The organism is Aliidiomarina taiwanensis (genome assembly GCF_003987015.1).
GTDB classification, from domain to species: Bacteria; Pseudomonadota; Gammaproteobacteria; order Enterobacterales; family Alteromonadaceae; genus Aliidiomarina; species Aliidiomarina taiwanensis.
Window position 1 is genome coordinate 410,268 of record NZ_PIPQ01000001.1, and the last position, 19,968, is coordinate 430,235.

Sequence of the window (19,968 nt, forward strand, 5' to 3'; positions counted from 1 at the left end):
AGAAGCGCTTTTTACATCGAGGTTGCTTCTCTGTACAATGCGCGGCCTATTTTTCAAAAATGTTGGAACGCATGCCGCACTCTGCAAAAGAATCTCAATCTGTAAGCCCTGAACCTGCCCTTCATACACTATCAAATCGCATTGGTGACCCCATTATACTCACGATCAGTATGGGCTTTATTGCTTTGTTCATTGGTTCTGCCATATATGACACGACACAGCTAACTGCCTTCATTGGACGTGGCTTTGGTTGGACAGCGGAATATATGGGGTCTTTTTTTCAGTTGATGTTACTGGCGACCTTTTTTATAGCGATAGGGGTGGCTTTGTCACGTGCGGGTCAGGCGAAAATTGGCAATCTTGAGAAGCCAGAAATAAGCACGTTTCGGTGGTTGTCGATGGTGATGTGTACTTTGCTAGCCGGTGGAGGGGTGTTTTTCGCCGCAGGCGAGCCTATCTATCACTTTGTGGTGACCCCACCAGCCTTCGATGTGGAAAGTGGTACAGCTGAGGCTGTTGCCCCTGCGTTGGCTCAGTCGTTCATGCATTGGGGGTTCTTAGCTTGGGCTGTGTTAGGCTCGCTAACGGCCATTGTATTGGCCTATGCCCACTATAATAAAGGAAAGCCATTACAACCTCGCACACTTCTTTACCCAGTGTTTGGTGAAAAAATACTGACCAGTTGGGTCGGCTCAGTCGTAGACGCATTATGCGTGATAGCTATAGTAGCAGGTACTGTTGGGCCTATTGGTTTCTTAGCGACCCAAATGAGCTACGGCCTTCATGTGCTGTTTGGGCTGTCGAATGGGTTCACTACTCAGCTATGTATACTTATGCTATTGGCAACCGTGTATATAGTGTCTGCCATGACAGGCATTCATAAGGGCATTCAAGTGCTAAGCCGCTTTAATGTGTTTCTTGCTTTAGCCATTGGTGCGGTTATATTCCTCTTCGGGCCAACCCAGTTTCTAATCAATGTGTACCTGCAGTCGCTAGGAGAATACACCTCGTCTTTTTTTGAAATGGCAACCATGACCTCGGAAACAGCGCCAGACTGGTGGATGCAGTGGTGGACGGTGTTCTTTTTTGCCTGGTTTATTGGTTACGCGCCTTTAATGGCTATTTTTGTAGCACGCATTTCTCGTGGCCGCACAATACGGGAAATGATTACAGCTGTTGCGGTGCTGGCGCCTATTGCAACGACTGTTTGGTTTACGCTTATTGGTGGCTCAGGTATTTACTTTGAGCTTACGGGGGTCGTGGACTTAGCTACAAGTCTTGAAAACTTTTCCTTTGATGTGGCGACACTCGCTGTTGCACAAGCCTTACCTGGCGGTACATGGATGGCAGCAGCTGTGTTGCTTCTCACCACCATTTTTGTCGCCACCACAGGTGACTCTATGAGCTACTCTATTGCAGTGGTTGGCGCTGGACATGACGCACCGCACTTCTTAATTCGAGCGTTTTGGGGTGGTGCTATGGCTATTATGGCGGGCATTCTTTTGTATATGGGGGAAGGCCAAATAGGAGTGCTGCAGCAGTTTATAGTAATTACCGCTACGCCCGTTTCTTTTATTTTGTTGCCGTCTTTATGGGCGGGACCAAAAGCTGCTTTCGCCATGGCCAGAGAGCAAAACTTGGTTAAATAAACATCAAGCTCATCTTGTGTGCTTTTTAAACCCTGCGTACACTTAGCCGTATAAGACGACTCTAAATACAATAAACACGTGGAAAAAAGCACTTGTCAGCACAACAAGCACAGCAAACAGAAAAAGAAGAGCAAAAAATCCATGCGCTCACTGGGAAATTCGTGAATCCCACGAGTGAAATGAGATTCAGAATGTCCAGTGAAGTAGGAGTGCGCTCTAGTTCACGCACGGCACTCTTTGTGGTGTCGGTTATTTTCGCCATGTTCAATATAACCGACTATAACCTTTTAGGCTGGAGCCCTGAATACCAGATTATGCTTGCCATGCGTGTAACAGTGGTTGCAAGTTGCCTTGTGCTGGCTTGGGCAATAGGCCAGTACGGCAACCTGACACGACGAGCCTGGTTGCACGCGTTGCCATTATGGATTTTGGCAACAGGTATAATACTGATTGTTCCTATGCGACCCGACAGTCTCCTGACGCAAATTACCGCTGTTGTTGTCTCTATTATGGCGTTCTATCTGTTAATTCCTAATCTATTGAAAGTTGCTGCCTACGCAAGTGCATACCTAAGTGTTGGTTTTGTTATCGCCGCCGTAGTATATGCTGGCATATCAACAGCAGACATTATTCGCCTTAGCCTCTTACTTATTATGACAAACCTAGTTGGCTATACAGCGTTGCTGCGTTTAGAGGTATTGCAGCGCAAACAGTTTGCATTATTGCATGAAGAACGTGACCAAAATGTGCAGTTAACGAGTGAGATAAATCATCGCAAGTCTCTTGAGCGTAAATTGAGAAGAATTGCGGAGCGAGATTCGCTCACAGGGGTTTTAAGTCGAAGCTACTTTATGCAGCGGGCGAACGCACTATTGCAACGTGCTCACTTTAATAATCAGCCTTTTTGTTTGGTCATGCTTGATGTGGACCACTTCAAGAAAATTAATGACACCTGGGCCATGTACGAGGTGATCAAGTGCTAGCCAAAGTGGCGGAGGTGTGCCACGCCTCATTGCGCCCTGAAGACCTCGTGGGCCGGTATGGTGGTGAAGAATTTGTGATAGCACTGCCTGATACCAGTGCAGAGTATGCTGCACTAGTTGCTCAACGCTTGAAAGAGAGTATTGCCGCAGTCCAGTTCACGGAGGAGCTGAATGCATTAGGCATAACGGTGACCATAGGTCTGACCGAAGCGAGCATTGAAGATGAAGACTTAGAACTACTGATTACCCGGGCCGACGAAATGCTGTATGTGGGGAAACGGGAAGGGCGAAATAAAGTTGTTGTGTACCCACAAGCGACGCCATCGCCTTCTTAATATGGTTGACTTTTCGGGCGGCAAAGCCATACAGCGTATAGAATAATAAGCCCTCCAACCCAGAGTTGGCCCCATGGCACGTTTTGCCCCCAAATAAGGAAGTTGACCAGCAACCCGGCAGGAACCAAGGCATTATTCATGGTGGCCAGTTGGCCAATATTCACTTGCTTGCTGGCCATGCTCCATAATAAATACCCGCCTCCTGAAGCACCTAAACCAAGCCATATAAGCACCGCCCAGTGGGTGCTTGAGCTTGGTAAACGAGTAAAGTCAGCAAAGAAAAGCATGCCCAAACCACTTACCAGAGCAGCACCTAAAAAGAACAAAGCATAATGTTCCACTTGAGCCTTCGCGGTGTGGAGTTGCAGCCGTTTGTATGCCACTTGCCCAGCAGCAAAACAGAGGTTTGCTCCTTGGATTAAAAGAAAGCCGGTGAGGAACTGGCTGTCGATGCCTTTATAGCGAATGATACCTGCACCAAGAACAGAGAGGGTTGCTGCAAGCCACCAGCGGCTGGGAAGTTGCTTATTATTTAACAGCCGCTCGTCGATAAGGGCGATATACAAGGGAGTAAAAATAGTAAACAAAAGCACTTCGGCAACATTTAAAAATAAAAATGCATGATAAAGCAAAATGTACATCAGGCCGATTTGCACCCCACCTATGGCCATCATATAAAAGCGCATTGGTTTGCTGGTTTGGCGTATTCGAAGAAAAGGAGAGAGTGCCACAAATGCTAATAGCATGCGTATAAATACTGCAATATAGGCGTCTACCTGTGCGGCAAGAAACTCACCAATAAGAGAAAAACTGAATGCCCAAACAAGGGTAACGAGAATTAATAGGGGCATGGGGGAATCCTTTTCTGTGAACAAAGTAGTGAAATATAATAGTATTTAGGGGTTCTCACAATGCGCCAGGCAAGGCATGCTGGTAAGCTGTTGAATAATAAGGGGTTGATAAGTTGGCAAAGAATTTGCTTATGTTCATGGGTATCATCCAACACAATCAACCGATAACAACGTATATAAGGTTTACACTATGAGTATAACAACACGTCAGTCTACAAAGAAGCGCTTAACACCCGTGGCATTATGCGGGGCGCTTATTCTTACAGCAACACTTAGCACGAGCTTGTTGAGTGGCTGTGTGGTGGTGGTCGATGGAGATAAAAAAGTATCTACTGAAATGTCCTCAAGTGAACGAGAAAAAACCAATCGCGCAACAATAGCTGGCCTTTCTTTGGGCAGCCAACCTGCCAGTGTGTTGTCACTTATGGGCACACCTGACTTTGATGAAAGTCTAAGTAAAGAGGGCGTTCATTATCGTGTGCTTTACTATCGTACACAACGGGTACATAAAGACGGCTTAACTACGAAAGATGAGTGTACTCCACTGGTATTTAAAGGCGGCGAGCTCATTGGTTGGGGCCAAGAAAAGCTGAATTTTTTACAAGACTAATTCAGTAAAAGCCGGAAACAAAAAAGCCATCATACGATGGCTTTTTTGTTGCTTCGCTGAGCAACACTGACCCAATGGCTATGCCAATGCAGTAAGCGGCTGTAGGCATGAGGGACAAAGTACAAGCTGGTCACTGTTGAAAACAACAAGCCGGAAATAATGGTAATTGCCATAGGTGAGTAGGAAGGTCCATCGCCACCGACTTGTGTACTACCAAGAGCAAGAGGCAGCAGCCCTAGCATGGTTGTTGCGACTGTCATAAGGATAGGGCGTAAGCGACGGGAAGTGCCTTCTATAATGGCCTCTTCAATGCCAAACCCTTCTTCACGCAGTTGGTTTACTTGGTCGACTAAAACAATGCCGTTGTTGACCACAACCCCCATAAGAATAAGCATGCCTATCATGGCCATCAGTTCTATGCTGTTACCTGTTAACCAAAGCCCCCAGAAACCACCTGTGATAGCCAGAATCAGTGAGCCAATAACTGCGGTTGGAAGCAGGAGAGACTCGAACAAGGCTGCCATCACCATATAAACCAAGCAGAGGGCAAGCAGCATATTCACAGCCATGGCTTTATTTTGCTCTTGTTGTTGGCGGAAGCCGCCGTCGAGAGACCAATTGTAACCAGGCGGCAACTCTATTTTATTGAGGGTTTGCTCTAATGCTTTACGTGCTTCGCTCAGGTCCATGTCATGCAAGTTCGCATTGATACGAATGGCCGTTTGGCGATTAAAGCGACGAATTTGCGACAAGTTTGGCTGGCGTTCAAATTGAGCCACTTGATCGAGCCGAATTAAAGCGCTGTCGTCCCGAGCAACAACGACATTCTGCAATAAGTTAAAGTCGAGTTCATACGGCTCAGGGTAAGCAGCACGAATACGCACATCGCCTTCTGGGTTATGTCGGAATGACCGTAAATTGCTCCCCCGTAGGGCCGTGGACACTTGGCTAGCTAAAGCTTGTGTGGTTAATCCATAGCGTTCCGCCTGGGTACGCGAAATATGCATTTGCATTTCATCGCCTGCTTCACCCGTGTCCGTTTGCACATCGGTTAAACCTTCTATGCGGCTCAGTAACGGAATAATGTCCCTTGCAAGTTCTTGCAGGCGGTCGGTCGAACGGCCACTGAGGGTGATTTGTACCCCCTCATTGTCGCCGCCCTGGAACCCAAACTGCACATTACTACGGGCTAAGGCCGGCATATTGCTGCGAATGCGCTCTTGAATTTCAGGCACCGAAAGTTGTCGTTTTGGTTTAAGCAGCAAGGTAGAGCTAGCAAAGTTTGTGGTGTAATAGCTATAAACGTTTTCTAACTCAAATTCATCCTCATGGGCGTATAAATAGTTTTCAAGGCGGGTGACTTCAGCCTCAACTTCCTCTAGTGCGTACTGGCCCTTTAAGTTGTAATTCATATACAAGCGGTCGTTAAAAGCGGTGTCAGACCCATTGCTCCCGAGCTGTGAAAAAGGCAGGGCAGTGCTGGCTAATAAAAGTAGCACAAAAAAGGTGGTTGTCCGCGGGTGGTGGTGGCTCCAACGTAAGGAACGCAAGTAGGTTTGCTTCACCCGTGAAGAGGCTTTGACTTTCTTTTTCGTGGTCACTTTTAGTTTGCTCAATAGCAAAGGAATAAGGGTTTGAGCAATCAGCAAAGAGGCCAGCAAAGAAATACAAATGGCAATGGCCACATGCTCGAGGAACACGGTCATCATCTCTTTCTTGCCAAAAATGTTAGGTAAGAAAACAATGGCTGTAGTCAAGGTACCGGCAATAATAGCCAAGGAAACCCGAGCGGCCCCAAGCTCCACCGTCGTCTCGTTAATAGGCTTGTTTTCAGCAATGGCAAGTTCCTGCTCTTGTCGCACACTTTCACTGACAACCACCGCATTGTCGATAAGCATACCAACAGCAAGCATTAGTCCCATCATGGACAATACGTTTAAACTATAACCAAGTAGGTACATGGCGCCGAGAGTAAGGCAGATAGCTGCTGGAACCGACAGCACAATAACCAAGGTAAGTCGCCATTCCCTGAGAAACAAGTAGAGCACCGTGACCGAGAGAAATGCACCAATTAACCCAGCCAGCAGTAAGTCGCGTAATGAGTCGGTAACACTTTCTGCTAGGTTATCCATCATCATGAGTTCTATATCATTAAACTCAGGTGTTTGTGCTGCTTCTTCAATAATACTCACGACATTGCGTGCAACCTCTACTAGGTTGGCGCTCGAGTCTTTGAAAATACTTAAGCCAATGGCATAACGTTGGTTAAAGTGACGACCATCACGGCGACGGGGTAATTCGTAGGACACCTCAGCCACATCAGCAATGGTTAGATAAGGGGTAATGGGTAGGGTTTCAATATCCGCTAAATTACGAAATTCGTCGGAGGCAACCAAGCGAACTCGCGCTCGATCCGTTTCCATATACCCTGCTGAGAGTGTGAAGTTAGCTGTTCGCAGTGTATTGAGTACATCACGGTCGCTTAAGCCTGAAGCAATAATAGCTTCTGGGTTTAAACGGATCATGATTTCACGCGGGTCGACGCCATATAAATCCACTTTGGACACGCCTTCGGCGCGTTCTAGCGGCTGCTTTAGTTGTTTGTTGAGCAGGTCCCAAGACATTTTGAGGTCGCGTTCACTGGAAATGCGGATTTGCAATACGGGCATATCGTCCGTATTGAAATGCATGACGTAAATGCGCTCTAAATCGCTAGGTAACGTATGTCGGATACTTTCAACCTGCTCTCGAATTTCAATACTTCTGGAGCCAATGTCTTCTTCCCAGTCGAACATCAGCACGACGACACCTTCGTTGGAGCGTGAAGAAGAGCGTATTTCTTTAATGCCGGAAACAGTCGCTAAGGCTTCCTCAAGGGGACGCACAATCAAGCGTTCTACCTCTGCAGGCGTAGCATTCGGGTAGGGCGCACTCACCACCAACTGGGGTATGTCAATACCGGGAAACTTCTCGAGCGGCAGTAACTTTGAAGAAGCCAGTCCAAGCACCAGCATGGCACAGAACATCATCCAAATGGTGACAGGGCGACGTAAAGCAAAGCGAGCAAAGGGCGCCGAATACTTCGGCGCATCATGGGAATGCTGTAAATTACTCATGGCTGCTTACCTGCTCAAATTTTTTCCGGTCAAACAATTGGTACACCAAGGGGATAAACAATAGGGTCAGCAGCGTGGCAAATAACAAGCCGCTAATAACCGTGACAGCCATGGGGCTTGTTAGCTCGGCACCTTCACCTATGCCGAGCGCAAGAGGCACCAGCCCAAGAACCGTCGTCAGAGTCGTCATTAAAATAGGACGCAGCCGCTGAGAGGAGGCTTCTTGAATGGCGGTTAGTTTGTCAACGCCTTCTGTGCGCAGCTGATTAATACGGTCGAGTAGAACAATGGCGTTATTCACGACAATACCACTGAGCATAATTAAACCGATAAACACCACTACACTCAGCGGTGTTTGCGTTAAATATAACCCTAGTACCGAGCCAGATGCAGCCAGCGGTACTGAAAACATGATCAACAATGGGTGACCAAAGCTTTCAAATTGCGAGGCCATGACAAGGTACACCAAGAATACGGCAAGCATTAGTGCAAACAGCAGCGAACGGAAGGAGTCGTCGAGCATCTCACTTTGTCCGCCAATACGCATGTCTACACCGGGTGGAACTTGTATGGGCTCGAGTAGTTGCGTTAAGTGTTCACCTGCTTCACGAATGTTACCGTCGGCCACCGTCATAGAGACTAAGGCGACTCGCTGTTGGCTCATGCGGGTAATTTCGCCTGGGCCTGTTTGCATTTGTATGCTGGCCACGGCTGACAAGGGTAATTCGTGTTCCGCGCCCGGGTTAACAATGAGGTCGGCAATAGACTGAGGGTCCTGTCGGCGGATGTCCGGTAAGCGCACCCTTATATCAATTTGGCGGTCTTCAAGGTTGTATTTACTTGCTACTTGTCCACCTATCTTTGTGGAAATAACCTGCGCCACGTCAGGAGCTGTTAGGCCAGCAAAGGCAAGACGCGCATGATCAAAACGAATGCTTAATTCGGGTTGTCCACTGGCAATGCCGGCACGCACATCAACAAAGTTGGGCTCATTTTCGAGAATGCCAACAATGTGTTGCACCGTTTCGCGAACGCGCACTAAGTCGTGTCCTTGCACTTCAATAAGCAAAGGCATGTCAATATTAATCAGTGTGGGGTAGTCAATACGGCTTTCAACTCCCGGGCTTTGTGCCATACGCATTCGAGCAGCTTCTATGACGTTTTGCCGCTCTTCGGTACTGAGCGACTTTTTCGTAATAATATGCAACCGACCCCAGTAGTCGCCACCTTGGCTGGCGGAAATTTGCATCAAGCTACCAATGCCGGCCACCGAGTACGTTCTTTCTACCCGCTCGTCGTCTAGAAAAGTACGTGCAATAGCTGCGAGAGTCGCATCTGTATTGGTGATATGGGTCCCCCGAGGCATTTCAACGTCCACATAGAACTCTTGTTGTTCCATGGTCGGTATTAGCTGAGTTTTAAGAGCAGGGGCAAGCCAAAATGAAGCGCCAGTAATGAGTACGAAAAGAAAGAAAAAGCGGCGGGGCTTCAGCTGCATCCGCTTCAAGCTGGTTGCGTGTAGTTTGCGTATGCCTTCAAGAAGGTGGTTAAATCCGTTTAAAATAGGACGGGTTAAAAAGACAGTAACGGCAGTAATAACCCGGCCAAGCATGCGCAACGTGCGGATGATACCACTTGGGATCCACACCAAAAGGGTGTAGCGAAGTAACGCAAATGGCCAGAATAGTTTACGCCAGCCTTTGCCTGCTTTAGGTGCTGTGTAAGTGATAATTTCAGTGCTTTGCTTTTTGTTAGCACCTCGCGATGCCAGCATGGGGATCAATGTGAGAGCGACTAATAAAGAGGCTATCAGCGCAAAGGTGACCGTGAGGGCTTGGTCGACAAACAACTGACCAGCAAGGCCGCTAACAAACACGAGAGGAATGAAAACAGCAAGCGTGGTGAGGGTTGAGGCTGTTACAGCGCTTGCGACTTCACGGGTACCTTCGACCGCAGCCGTTTTCGTGCCATCTCCTTGGTCTTGGCGCCGCGCAATGTTTTCCAGCACCACAATGGCGTTGTCAACAAGTAAACCAACAGCCAGTGCAACGCCCCCTAGCGACATAATATTCAAGCTTAAATTAGCTGAATACATGAGGAAGAAAGTGGCGACTACAGAAATTGGTATGGCAATGGAAATAATAAGCGTGGGCTTTAACTGGCGGAGAAATAACAAAATAACCAGCATGGCTAAAAACCCACCTATGACCGCATTGCTTTTAACCGAGCCGATGGCATTGCGAATGAATTGAGACTGGTCGCTGAGTAAGCCAATTTCATAACCTTCAGGCAATTGACTACGAATGCGTTGTAATTGCGCATAGACAGTGTCGGCAACGGCGACTGTGTTTGCGTCTCCTTCCCGGTAGAGGTTCAGCTCAATAGCTTCCTCACCATTCACACGACTAATGGACGTACGGTCTTTAAAGCCCATGCGCACTTCAGCCAAGTCACCTAGTTGAATGGGGTTGCCATTAATACTGGTGATATAAATATTGCGCATATCCTCTAAGCTTTTAAACTGGTTGATAGTACGCACTAAGAATTCGAGGCGACCACTTTGTACACGGCCACCCGCCTGATTGATGTTCTCAGCGCGTAATCGTTGCACAATAAGCTCTGGGCTAATATTGAGCTGACTGGTTAGGGCTTCGTCAATTAAAATATGTACTTCATCTTCTAAGCCACCGCCGGTACGGACAGCCGCGACACCTTCAATACTTTCAAAGCTCCGTTTTAACTCCTCATCAGCGTAGCGACGCAAGCGTTGAAGGTTCTCGTCACCGCTTACTGCGAATCGCATCATGGGCTCCATATTGGGGTTGAAGCGCAGAATAATAGGTTTTTCTATATCGAGGGGAATAGGCACCATGTCGAGTTTTTCACGGACTTCAATGGCGGCCATATCCATATTGGTACCCCATGCGAATTCCATCACAATATCGGATTGGTTGGCACGGGCATAGGAAGTAATTTCTCGAATGCCACGGACGGTACCAAGGGACTCTTCAATGGGTCGGTTGATCAGTTGCTCGACTTCCGCTGGAGCGGCGCCAGGGTAAGCGGTTCGAATGGTCAGGCTTGGATAGCTTAAGTCTGGCAATAAAGTAACGGGCAAACGGCCTAAGGCCACCATGCCAAAGAGCACGATGGCAAGGGTGAACATCACAATAGTAACAGGGCGGTTAACTGCTATCTGTGGAAGTTTCATTGGGTAATTGCCTCCACTTTAGCACCATCACGTAAGTTATTTTGACCGGTAATGATGAGCTCGTCACCACGCTCGAGTCCAGCGACCACTTCAAACCAGTTTCCGTCTTGTAAACCGGTTACCACTTCGACGCGTTTTGCTTCGTTTTCACTCACCACAAATACATGCGACTGGTTGTCGATACGTATCAGCGCATCTTGCGGAATGCGAACCACCTGACTACGCTCTGCATAATGCACTTGAATGCGGGCGAACATACCAGCGCGAAGCTTGAAGTCGTCGTTTTCAATAGAAAGGACAGTACGGAAAGTACCAGAGCCTGAGTCTATGACAGGGCTGACACGGGTAACGGTTGCTGTGATTTGCTCGCCAGGTAGTGCTTGCAACTGCAGGTCAGCAGGCAGGCCCGGGCGAATATAGGTAAGTGCGTGTTCGGGTAAATGAACCGTGGCGCGTAGCAGAGAACTGTCCACAATATGGAACATGCTTTCAGGCTGCCAGGCTTGGATTAAGCGACCTGTGCGGGCGTAACGGCGAGAGATATGGCCGCTAATCGGTGCGCGAACAGTGGTCTCGTCTAAATCAATTTTAGCAAGTTCAAGACGTGCTGTTAAACTGTCAAGTTGCGACTGGAGGCGGCTCACAGCGTCGGCACTGACGAGCTGACTGGCGGCCAGCTGTTGGTTTCGTTCCAACTCTTGGCGTACGTTGCGTAATTCGGCTTCTATTTGGCTTACGGCTAATGCGTAGCGACTGGACTCAAGTTTAGCTAATACTTGCCCTTTGCTGACAAAGTCGCCTTCTTCAACAAAAATTTCTTCAATAATGCCGTTTACACGAGGAACTACATCGGTGCTTTCCTCGGCTTCGAGTATTGCACTGGCATTGAATGAAGCGCGTATGTTGCCTTGCTCTACTAAGAGTGTTTCAACAGGAACGCCAGGCTCGTCGTTTTCTGCTTGTGCTGTTTCCGCTCGGTTCGGGTCCATATTCCCGCAACCGGTGAGGATGATAAGCATAGCTGCTATCGCAGAGGTGACAATAAAGTGGGTGCTTGTTGGTTGTTTCATAAGAGCCTCAATATAATGTTTTATTCTGCGCAGAGTTATGCAGCTACTATGCCAATATTAGAAAAGAGGTGTAACATACTGATTATATTTTAATATATTTATGTCAAGATGCTATTTCTTAAGTGTAACAATTCATTTTCACACTATTTATTAGTGCATTACGCTAACAATTAATGGACCTGTGTATTAGTTTGAAGTTCAAGGTATAAAAGAATTGAGGGGAAGGGTGCGCGGCTTTATGCCGAATGACACCAAGTTGAGGTAAAGAAAAGGCCGCTCTTGTGGAGCGGCCTTTTGGTTTGGGAAGAAGCTACAAAGGAATGAGCTTACTTTTTAATAGGTGTGAAATCGCGCTGAGACTCACCTGTGTATAGCTGGCGCGGACGGCCAATACGCTGACTCTCTTCACTCAGCATTTCATGCCAATGTGAAATCCAACCAACGGTACGCGACATGGCAAAAATAACCGTGAACATACTGGTTGGAATGCCAATGGCTTTCAGAATAATACCTGAGTAGAAGTCCACGTTCGGGTAAAGCTTACGCTCAATGAAGTAGTCGTCTTCTAAGGCAATTCGCTCAAGCTCCATAGCGACATCAAGTAGTGGGTCCTTCACGTTTAGTTCTTTTAGAACTTCATGGCAGGTTTCACGCATGACGGTGGCTCGTGGGTCGAAGTTTTTATAAACCCGGTGACCAAAGCCCATGAGGCGGAACGAGTCGTTTTTGTCTTTCGCTTTGGCGATATATTCAGGAATACGGTCGACTGAACCAATTTCAGCTAGCATTTTCAAGCAGGCTTCGTTTGCGCCACCATGTGCAGGTCCCCACAGGGAAGCAACACCAGCAGCAATACAAGCGTAAGGGTTCGCACCCGATGAACCCGCTAGGCGGACTGTCGATGTGGAAGCGTTTTGCTCGTGGTCTGCGTGCAATGTGAAAATGCGGTCCATGGCTTTTGCCACTGTCGGGTTCACCACATAGTCTTCAGCCGGTACAGAGAACATCATATTTAAGAAGTTTTCTGAGTAGCTTAAGTTGTTACGTGGGTACACGAAAGGCTGGCCAATACTGTGCTTGTAGCACATGGCCGCTATGGTGGGCATTTTCGCAATTAAGCGGTACGCGCTGCGAACACGCTGTTCTGGAACATTAATGTCTAGGTCGTCATGGTAAAAAGAGGACAAGGCGCCAGTAACAGCACAAAGCATGGCCATCGGGTGAGAGTCACGACGGAAACCATTGAAGAAATTATGTAGCCCCTGATGCACCATAGTATGGTTTGTAATGGTACTACGGAAAGACTCATACTCTTCTTTAGTAGGTGCTTCACCATGAATAAGCATGTAGCAAACTTCAAGGTAGTCTGCATCGGTTGCAAGCTGTTCAATAGGGTAGCCACGGTGTAATAAAACGCCCTTGTCACCGTCAATATAGGTGATTTTCGACTCACAAGAGCCAGTGGCGAGGAAACCAGGGTCAAACGTGAAATAACCGTGTTTGCCCAGTGTCCGGACGTCAATTACATCGTATCCTGCCGTACCTGTAAGTATTGGCAGCTCAATTGAATTGCCATCGACTTGCAAAGTGGCCTTTCGGTCAGCCATAGATTCTCCTTGCTTTCGTTGCATCTCGGGTGAATTAAATGTGCGCTAGTTGTACTTGATCCGACCAGTGTTTGTCAATTTTACGTAAGGGGTATTCGCTGTGTTTTACGAGAATTCTGGGGGTATATTGCCATATTGAGGGTGGACATATGGCCCTAAGCGTTATATTTTCTATGGGGTTTGTACTTAAGCTTATATTTTTAAGCTAAAGTATTAGCACTTGGTGACTTATTTAGCCGAGTCTGACGAATAATTAACCGACAACGAGCGGTTCTACTTAAGTTGGTGGGGGGTAAACCCCCTTTTCTGCATTGTATTTGGCTGTTTCGGCCGATATACTTACGGCACCGACATCCATTGCGTTTTAAGAAGGCAACAGTGGTGAAAAAACAAAGACCTGTAAATTTAGAACTGAGTACTATCAGTTTACCACCCGCGGCTACTGCCTCCATTTTGCACCGTGTTTCAGGCGTTATTATGCTTGTTCTCATTGGGTTCATGGTTTGGTTGTTAGCTACATCTCTGTCTGGACCAGAAGGTTTCGCTGAAGCTAAGTCTGTTATGGCTCACCCTGTGGCACGTTTCGTCATATGGGGCTTCCTAACGGCGCTGGGTTATCACATTATTGCTGGCGTTCGCCATTTAATAATGGACCTAGGATTTGGCGTGACAAAAGGAACGGGCCAACTAACCGGGCGTCTAAGTATTGTGCTTGGTGTAGTGTGGGCCATCGTAGCAGGAGTGTGGTTATGGTAAACGCAGCAGCAACTTTAGGTCGTAGTGGTTCACACGACTTTATTTTAATACGTGCCAGCGCATTAGTTATGGCTGCGTATGCAATTTTTTTAGTGGCATGGCTTGCCTGCAACCCAGGTGTTGATTACGCCGGTTGGGTGGCATTATACAGCGGCCTTGGCATGAAAGTTTTTACTTTGTTAACCCTAACAGGCTTGCTCATGCATGGCTGGATTGGAATTTGGCAGGTGTTAACCGACTACGTTAAATGTTCACGTTTACGTGTGCTTTTACAATACATAGTTGTGCTTGCTCTAGGGGTTTATTGGTTCACCGGCTTATTCGTATTGTGGGGTGTCTAAGTGAGCAGCATGAAAGTACTTGAATTTGACGCCGTAGTTATTGGCGCTGGTGGCGCAGGAATGCGCGCAGCATTACAGATTTCGCAACAGGGTATGACCTGTGCGCTGATGTCCAAAGTTTTCCCAACTCGCTCGCATACAGTGTCGGCGCAGGGTGGTATTACCGTTGCACTTGGTAATGCACACGAGGACGATTGGCAGTGGCACATGTTCGATACGGTCAAAGGTTCCGACTATATCGGTGACCAAGACGCGATCGAATACATGTGTAAGAGTGGCCCTGAGGCTATTTTAGAACTAGAAAACATGGGTTTACCTTTCTCGCGTTTTGAAAACGGAAAAGTGTACCAGCGTCCGTTTGGTGGTCAATCCAAAGAGTTTGGCGGTGAGCAAGCGGCTCGTACGGCCGCAGCAGCAGACCGTACAGGTCACGCTATGCTTCACTTGCTGTACCAACAAAACGTGAAGAACAAAACCACAATTTTCTCTGAGTGGTTTGTACTCGACTTAGTGAAAAACCAAGACGGCGCCATTGTTGGTGTGACCGCTATTGACATTGAAACCGGTGAAACCGCGTACATCAAGTCGAAAGCTGTGGTGTTAGCGACGGGTGGAGCAGGGCGTATTTATGCCTCGACCACGAACGCTCACATTAACACAGGTGACGGTATTGGTATGGCGCTACGTGCAGGCGTACCGCTACAGGACATGGAAATGTGGCAGTTCCACCCAACGGGTATTGCTGGTGCAGGTACGCTTGTAACAGAAGGGTGCCGCGGTGAAGGTGGTTACCTACTAAATAAAGACGGCGAGCGTTTCATGGAGCGATATGCTCCAAATGCGAAAGACTTAGCGTCCCGTGACGTGGTCGCCCGTTCCATGATGACAGAAATACGTGAAGGCCGTGGCTTAGACGGCCCATTAGGCCCGCACTGTCTATTAAAACTAGACCACTTAGGCCGTGAAGTACTTGAAAGCCGCCTACCCGGTGTATGTGATTTAGCAAAAACCTTTGCTCATGTAGACCCAGCAGAAGAGCCGATTCCAGTTATCCCAACGTGTCACTATATGATGGGTGGGGTACCAACAGATGTTACAGGTCAGGCTATCTATGTTGACGCAAAAGGCGAAACCAAACCAATTCCAGGATTATTCGCTTGTGGTGAAATTGCGAACGTGTCGGTACACGGTGCCAACCGCTTAGGTGGTAACTCATTGCTTGACCTGGTTGTGTTTGGTCGCGCTGTTGGTAAGCAGCTAGGCGAAACCCTTGATGGTAACTTTGAAGCCCGTCAAGCCAGCGATTCAGACCTAGAAGCAGCGTTGACACGTCTAAACCGCTGGAACACTACACAAAAAGGTGAAGACCCAGTACAAATTCGTAAAGACCTACAACAGTGCATGCAGTTAAACTTCTCGGTATTCCGTGAAGGTGAAGCGATGGCTGAAGGGCTGAAAGAGCTAAGTGAAATACGTGAGCGTCTGAAGAATGCACGCTTAACAGATACCAGCAGTGACTTTAACACGCAGCGCATTGAGTGCTTAGAGTTAGACAACCTGATGGAAACAGCGTATTCCACAGCAGTAGCTGCTAACTATCGTACGGAAAGCCGTGGTGCACATAGCCGTGCAGACTTCCCAGAGCGTGATGACGAAAACTGGTTAGTGCATACTGTGTATAACCCAACAGACGAATCAATGAGTACGCGCGACGTGAATATGTCACCGAAAGAGCGTGACGCGTTCCCGCCCGTTGCACGTACTTATTAAGAGGGTCTTAAAGCGATGAAAAAAATTAACTTTTCAATCTATCGTTATAATCCTGAAGTGGACACGAAACCACGTATGCAGGAATACACGCTAGAAGTTGATAAAGAACGCGATATGATGGTTCTCGATGCTCTGCTACTCTTAAAAGAGCAAGACCCTACATTAGCGTTCCGCCGTTCGTGTCGTGAAGGAGTATGTGGCTCGGATGGTTTAAATATGAACGGTACGAATGGACTGGCTTGTATTACGCCTTTGTCTTCATTAAAAGGCAAGAAAGTAGTGATTCGCCCATTACCGGGTTTGCCAGTTATTCGTGACTTAATTGTTGATATGGCTCAGTTCTTTGAACAATACGAAAAAGTGAAGCCATACTTAATGAACGACGACAAGCAGCCGCCTGCACGTGAACGTCTACAAAGCCCGGAAGACCGCGCAAAACTAGATGGTCTTTATGAGTGTATACTGTGTGCATGCTGTTCAACGTCATGTCCTTCGTTCTGGTGGAACCCAGACAAGTTTATTGGTCCGGCAGGTCTTCTGAATGCGTACCGGTTCCTAGCAGACAGCCGTGACACAGCAACGGAAGAGCGTCTAGCAGACCTCGATGATGCCTTTAGCGTATTCCGCTGCCACGGCATTATGAACTGTGTTCAGGTATGTCCAAAAGGACTGAACCCAACCAAAGCGATTGGACAAATTAAGTCAATGTTATTGAGTCGTGCGGTATAAAGAATGATCGTGCAACTCATCAATAGTTGTGACTAATATGTTAAAAATAGCTGTCCTCTTGGGGACGGCTATTTTTGCTAAATGAACATTATAGTCACTGGTTGTCTATCTAAGTTCACGTGAAGAAAGGAAATACAATGCAAGAAGGCGCGATGCAAGCCTGGATTGAATCCTCTCCTCTGGCCGGAGGTAACGCGGCCTATGTCGAAGAGCTGTTTGAGCTTTTCCTTGATGACCCTAACTCTGTTCCAGCCGAATGGCGTGAACTATTCCAACAGCTGCCTGCTAGTGAAGACGCGGACGTAAAGCATAGTGAAATTCGCGAACAGTTTCGTGCTGCAGCCAAAGCAAAATATAAGCAGGTCGGTGGTGGCGAGCTCACTTCTGAAGAAGCAGAAAAGCAAGTGCGTGTTCTGCAGCTTATTAACGCCTATCGTTTCCGTGGTCATCAGCATGCAAACCTTGACCCGCTTGGTTTATGGAAGCAAGAAACAGTTGCGGACTTGTCTTTAAGTCACCATAACTTAGGCAAAGAAGACCTCGACAAAGAATTTAATGTGGGTTCACTGCAAATTGGCAAAGAAACGGCCAAGTTAAGTGAAATCCATGCTGCCCTTGAGTCCATTTACTGCGGTTCAATTGGTGCAGAGTATATGCATATTGTTTCCACCAAAGAGAAGCGTTGGATTCAGCAACGTCTTGAAACGCAACTTGGAAAGCCAAGCTTTAGCGCCGAGGAGCGTAAGCGTGCGTTAAAAGAGCTTGTAGCTGCAGATGGCCTTGAAAAGTACTTAGGCTCTAAGTTCCCAGGTGCGAAGCGGTTCTCACTTGAAGGCGGCGACGCCTTAGTGCCACTTTTGAAGTCGCTTATTCGCCGTGCTGGTGAAGCGGGCTCGAAAGAAGTCGTGATTGGTATGGCGCACCGTGGTCGTTTGAACGTGCTGGTTAACGTGCTGGGTAAACAGCCGAAAGAGCTGTTCGACGAGTTCGCAGGAAAGAGCTCCACGGACAAAGCGGGTGATGTGAAGTACCATATGGGCTTCTCGTCAGACTTTGAAACCGACGGTGGCAATGTGCACTTAGCATTGGCTTTTAACCCGTCGCATTTAGAAATTGTAAACCCCGTGGTGATGGGCTCTGTGCGCGCGCGCATGGACCGCCGTGGTTGTAAAGATGGTAGCTTAGCCTTACCCATTACCATTCATGGTGACGCAGCCATTGCCGGCCAGGGTATTGTTCAAGAAACATTTAACTTGTCTCAAACTCGCGCTTACGGTGTAGGCGGTAGTGTGCGTGTGGTAGTCAATAACCAAGTTGGCTTTACGACGTCTAAGCAAGAAGATGCGCGCTCTACACAGTACTGTACTGACATTGCGAAAATGGTCCAAGCGCCTATTTTCCACGTGAACGCTGATGATCCTGAAGCCGTTCTGTTTGTTGCACAACTTGCGGTGGACTACCGCAATACCTTTAAGCGTGACGTTGTGATTGACCTTGTTTGTTACCGTCGTCACGGACATAACGAAGCAGACGAGCCGAATGCAACGCAACCGTTAATGTATCAGAAAATCAAGAAGCACCCGGTGCCGCGTGAAATTTATGCACAGCGCTTGATTTCACAAAACATTGTAAAAGAAAGCGACGTAAAAGAACTGGTCAGTCATTACCGTGACGCACTTGATGTAGGTGAGTGCGTTGTCGATGAGTGGCGTCCGATGGAGTCTCATTCTTCGGACTGGGCTTCTTTTATTGATAAAGACTGGGACGCAGAGTACGACGCATCGATTACAGTTGATGAACTAAAGGAACTAGGCAAGAAAGTGACTACCTTGCCGGAAGGTTTTAAACTGAATAGTCGTGTGAACCGTGCTTACGACGAGCGAGTTAAAATGGCGGCTGGCGAGCGCGACCTCGACTGGGGTATGGGTGAAACCTTAGCGTATGCTTCGTTAGTAAAGGCAGGCCAAGCCATTCGCTTAACCGGTCAAGACTGTGGTCGAGGAACATTCTTCCACCGTCATGCGGTACTGCACAACCAAACAGATGCAGAAACCTACACGCCGCTGCAACATGTTGCAGACGACCAAGCTCCCGCTGAAATTTATGACTCAGTGCTTTCTGAAGCAGCTGTCATGGCGTTTGAATATGGTTATGCCACCGCTGAACCGCACACTTTGGTGATGTGGGAAGCTCAGTTTGGTGACTTTGCCAACGGTGCTCAGGTTGTTATTGACCAGTTCCTAAGCTCGGGAGAGCAAAAGTGGGGCCGCCTCTGTGGTTTAACGCTATTGCTACCTCATGGTTATGAAGGGCAAGGTCCAGAACACAGCTCAGCACGTCTGGAACGTTTTTTACAGCTTTCAGCCGACCATAACTGGTCAGTCTGTATTCCGACCACACCGGCGCAAGTATTTAATATGATTCGTCGTCAGCAATTACGTCCTGTTCGCAGACCTTTGATTGTGATGACACCGAAGTCATTGCTGCGTCATCCTGAAGCTGTTTCTTCTCTGGAAGATTTAGCAGAAGGGGTGTTCCATAATGTCATCGGCGAAACGGACGCACTTGACTCGAAGAAGGTGAAGCGCGTTGTATTTTGTAGCGGTAAGGTGTACTACGACTTAGTCGCTGCACGCAGAAAAGCAAAACAAGACAATGTTGCTATAGTTCGTGTTGAACAGCTGTACCCATTCCCACATGCGGAAATGGCAGAGGTTCTGAAAGAATATCAACATGTTGAAGACTTTGTTTGGTGTCAAGAAGAGCCACAAAACCAAGGTGCTTGGTATTCGAGCCAACACCATTTCCGAGAAGCAATTCCTAGCGGTGCTCGTTTGACATATGCGGGCCGTGCTGCGTCTTCATCCCCAGCAGTAGGATATGCATCGGTTCATAAAGAACAGCAAGATAAACTTGTCAACGAAGCACTAAGCATTTAAC

At 47.7% G+C, this 19,968-nt stretch carries 12 protein-coding genes and 1 pseudogene; 8 read left to right on the forward strand and 5 right to left on the reverse strand.

Translation table 11 applies throughout. The annotated features are described in order from the left end of the window. The first annotated feature begins 71 nt into the window (after nt 1-71). Nucleotides 72-1,649, forward strand: coding sequence for a BCCT family transporter (locus tag CWE15_RS01910; RefSeq protein WP_198674957.1), 1,578 nt, complete (start codon nt 72-74; stop codon nt 1,647-1,649). A gap of 851 nt (nt 1,650-2,500) precedes the next feature. Then, nucleotides 2,501-2,967, forward strand: a pseudogene (locus CWE15_RS11995) (GGDEF domain-containing protein). Here the strand turns inward: CWE15_RS11995 and CWE15_RS01920 are convergent. Continuing rightward, complete coding sequence (locus tag CWE15_RS01920) at nt 2,964-3,818, reverse strand: EamA family transporter (protein WP_126756361.1); 855 nt, start codon at nt 3,816-3,818, stop codon at nt 2,964-2,966. The pseudogene CWE15_RS11995 and the gene CWE15_RS01920 sit on opposite strands and share 4 nt — an antisense overlap. Nucleotides 3,819-4,008: 190 nt before the next feature. Between CWE15_RS01920 and CWE15_RS01925 the strand changes: the two genes are divergently transcribed. Then, nucleotides 4,009-4,428 (forward strand): DUF3192 domain-containing protein, encoded by a 420-nt coding sequence (locus tag CWE15_RS01925; protein WP_126756362.1) that lies wholly within the window; start codon nt 4,009-4,011, stop codon nt 4,426-4,428. Nucleotides 4,429-4,457: 29 nt separating this feature from the next. On the opposite strand, the gene CWE15_RS01930 is transcribed toward CWE15_RS01925, so the two are convergent. The 4 genes from CWE15_RS01930 to CWE15_RS01945 all read right to left on the reverse strand — a co-directional run bounded on the left by CWE15_RS01930 (nt 4,458) and on the right by CWE15_RS01945 (nt 13,432). Continuing rightward, nucleotides 4,458-7,544: an efflux RND transporter permease subunit gene (locus CWE15_RS01930; RefSeq protein ID WP_126756363.1), complete on the reverse strand. Its 3,087-nt coding sequence runs from the start codon at nt 7,542-7,544 to the stop codon at nt 4,458-4,460. Continuing rightward, a complete protein-coding gene (locus CWE15_RS01935; protein ID WP_126756364.1) occupies nt 7,537-10,755 on the reverse strand; it encodes an efflux RND transporter permease subunit in 3,219 nt (1,072 codons plus the stop codon). Before CWE15_RS01935 ends, CWE15_RS01930 begins: the two co-directional genes overlap by 8 nt. Then, nucleotides 10,752-11,825, reverse strand: a complete 1,074-nt coding sequence (locus CWE15_RS01940) for an efflux RND transporter periplasmic adaptor subunit (protein ID WP_126756365.1) — start codon at nt 11,823-11,825, stop codon at nt 10,752-10,754. Before CWE15_RS01940 ends, CWE15_RS01935 begins: the two co-directional genes overlap by 4 nt. A gap of 326 nt (nt 11,826-12,151) precedes the next feature. Beyond that, on the reverse strand, nt 12,152-13,432 hold the full coding sequence (locus CWE15_RS01945; protein WP_126756366.1) for a citrate synthase: 1,281 nt from the start codon (nt 13,430-13,432) through the stop codon (nt 12,152-12,154). Between the two features lie 381 nt (nt 13,433-13,813). On the opposite strand from CWE15_RS01945, the gene sdhC reads away from it, so the two are divergent. From sdhC to CWE15_RS01970, 5 genes are all read left to right on the forward strand, one after another. Continuing rightward, nucleotides 13,814-14,188 (forward strand): succinate dehydrogenase, cytochrome b556 subunit, encoded by a 375-nt coding sequence (gene sdhC / locus CWE15_RS01950; RefSeq protein WP_126756367.1) that lies wholly within the window; start codon nt 13,814-13,816, stop codon nt 14,186-14,188. Further along, complete coding sequence (gene sdhD, locus CWE15_RS01955; RefSeq protein ID WP_126756368.1) at nt 14,182-14,529, forward strand: succinate dehydrogenase, hydrophobic membrane anchor protein; 348 nt, start codon at nt 14,182-14,184, stop codon at nt 14,527-14,529. Before sdhC ends, sdhD begins: the two co-directional genes overlap by 7 nt. A 9-nt stretch (nt 14,530-14,538) precedes the next feature. Then, on the forward strand, nt 14,539-16,299 hold the full coding sequence (gene sdhA / locus CWE15_RS01960; protein ID WP_126756369.1) for a succinate dehydrogenase flavoprotein subunit: 1,761 nt from the start codon (nt 14,539-14,541) through the stop codon (nt 16,297-16,299). Nucleotides 16,300-16,314: 15 nt separating this feature from the next. Beyond that, a complete protein-coding gene (locus CWE15_RS01965) occupies nt 16,315-17,028 on the forward strand; it encodes a succinate dehydrogenase iron-sulfur subunit (protein WP_126756370.1) in 714 nt (237 codons plus the stop codon). Between the two features lie 137 nt (nt 17,029-17,165). Continuing rightward, a complete protein-coding gene (locus CWE15_RS01970; RefSeq protein ID WP_126756371.1) occupies nt 17,166-19,967 on the forward strand; it encodes a 2-oxoglutarate dehydrogenase E1 component in 2,802 nt (933 codons plus the stop codon). Nucleotide 19,968: the final 1 nt, after the last annotated feature.

What these genes read in the sequence shown, in the direction of transcription:
- CWE15_RS01910 (WP_198674957.1), top strand. Translation starts at nt 72, where the DNA reads ATGCCGCACTCTGCAAAAGAATCTCAATCTGTAAGCCCTGAACCTGCC.
- CWE15_RS01920 (WP_126756361.1), bottom strand. Translation starts at nt 3,818, where the DNA reads ATGCCCCTATTAATTCTCGTTACCCTTGTTTGGGCATTCAGTTTTTCT.
- CWE15_RS01925 (WP_126756362.1), top strand. Translation starts at nt 4,009, where the DNA reads ATGAGTATAACAACACGTCAGTCTACAAAGAAGCGCTTAACACCCGTG.
- CWE15_RS01930 (WP_126756363.1), bottom strand. Translation starts at nt 7,544, where the DNA reads ATGAGTAATTTACAGCATTCCCATGATGCGCCGAAGTATTCGGCGCCC.
- CWE15_RS01935 (WP_126756364.1), bottom strand. Translation starts at nt 10,755, where the DNA reads ATGAAACTTCCACAGATAGCAGTTAACCGCCCTGTTACTATTGTGATG.
- CWE15_RS01940 (WP_126756365.1), bottom strand. Translation starts at nt 11,825, where the DNA reads ATGAAACAACCAACAAGCACCCACTTTATTGTCACCTCTGCGATAGCA.
- CWE15_RS01945 (WP_126756366.1), bottom strand. Translation starts at nt 13,432, where the DNA reads ATGGCTGACCGAAAGGCCACTTTGCAAGTCGATGGCAATTCAATTGAG.
- sdhD (WP_126756368.1), top strand. Translation starts at nt 14,182, where the DNA reads ATGGTAAACGCAGCAGCAACTTTAGGTCGTAGTGGTTCACACGACTTT.
- sdhA (WP_126756369.1), top strand. Translation starts at nt 14,539, where the DNA reads ATGAAAGTACTTGAATTTGACGCCGTAGTTATTGGCGCTGGTGGCGCA.
- CWE15_RS01965 (WP_126756370.1), top strand. Translation starts at nt 16,315, where the DNA reads ATGAAAAAAATTAACTTTTCAATCTATCGTTATAATCCTGAAGTGGAC.
- CWE15_RS01970 (WP_126756371.1), top strand. Translation starts at nt 17,166, where the DNA reads ATGCAAGAAGGCGCGATGCAAGCCTGGATTGAATCCTCTCCTCTGGCC.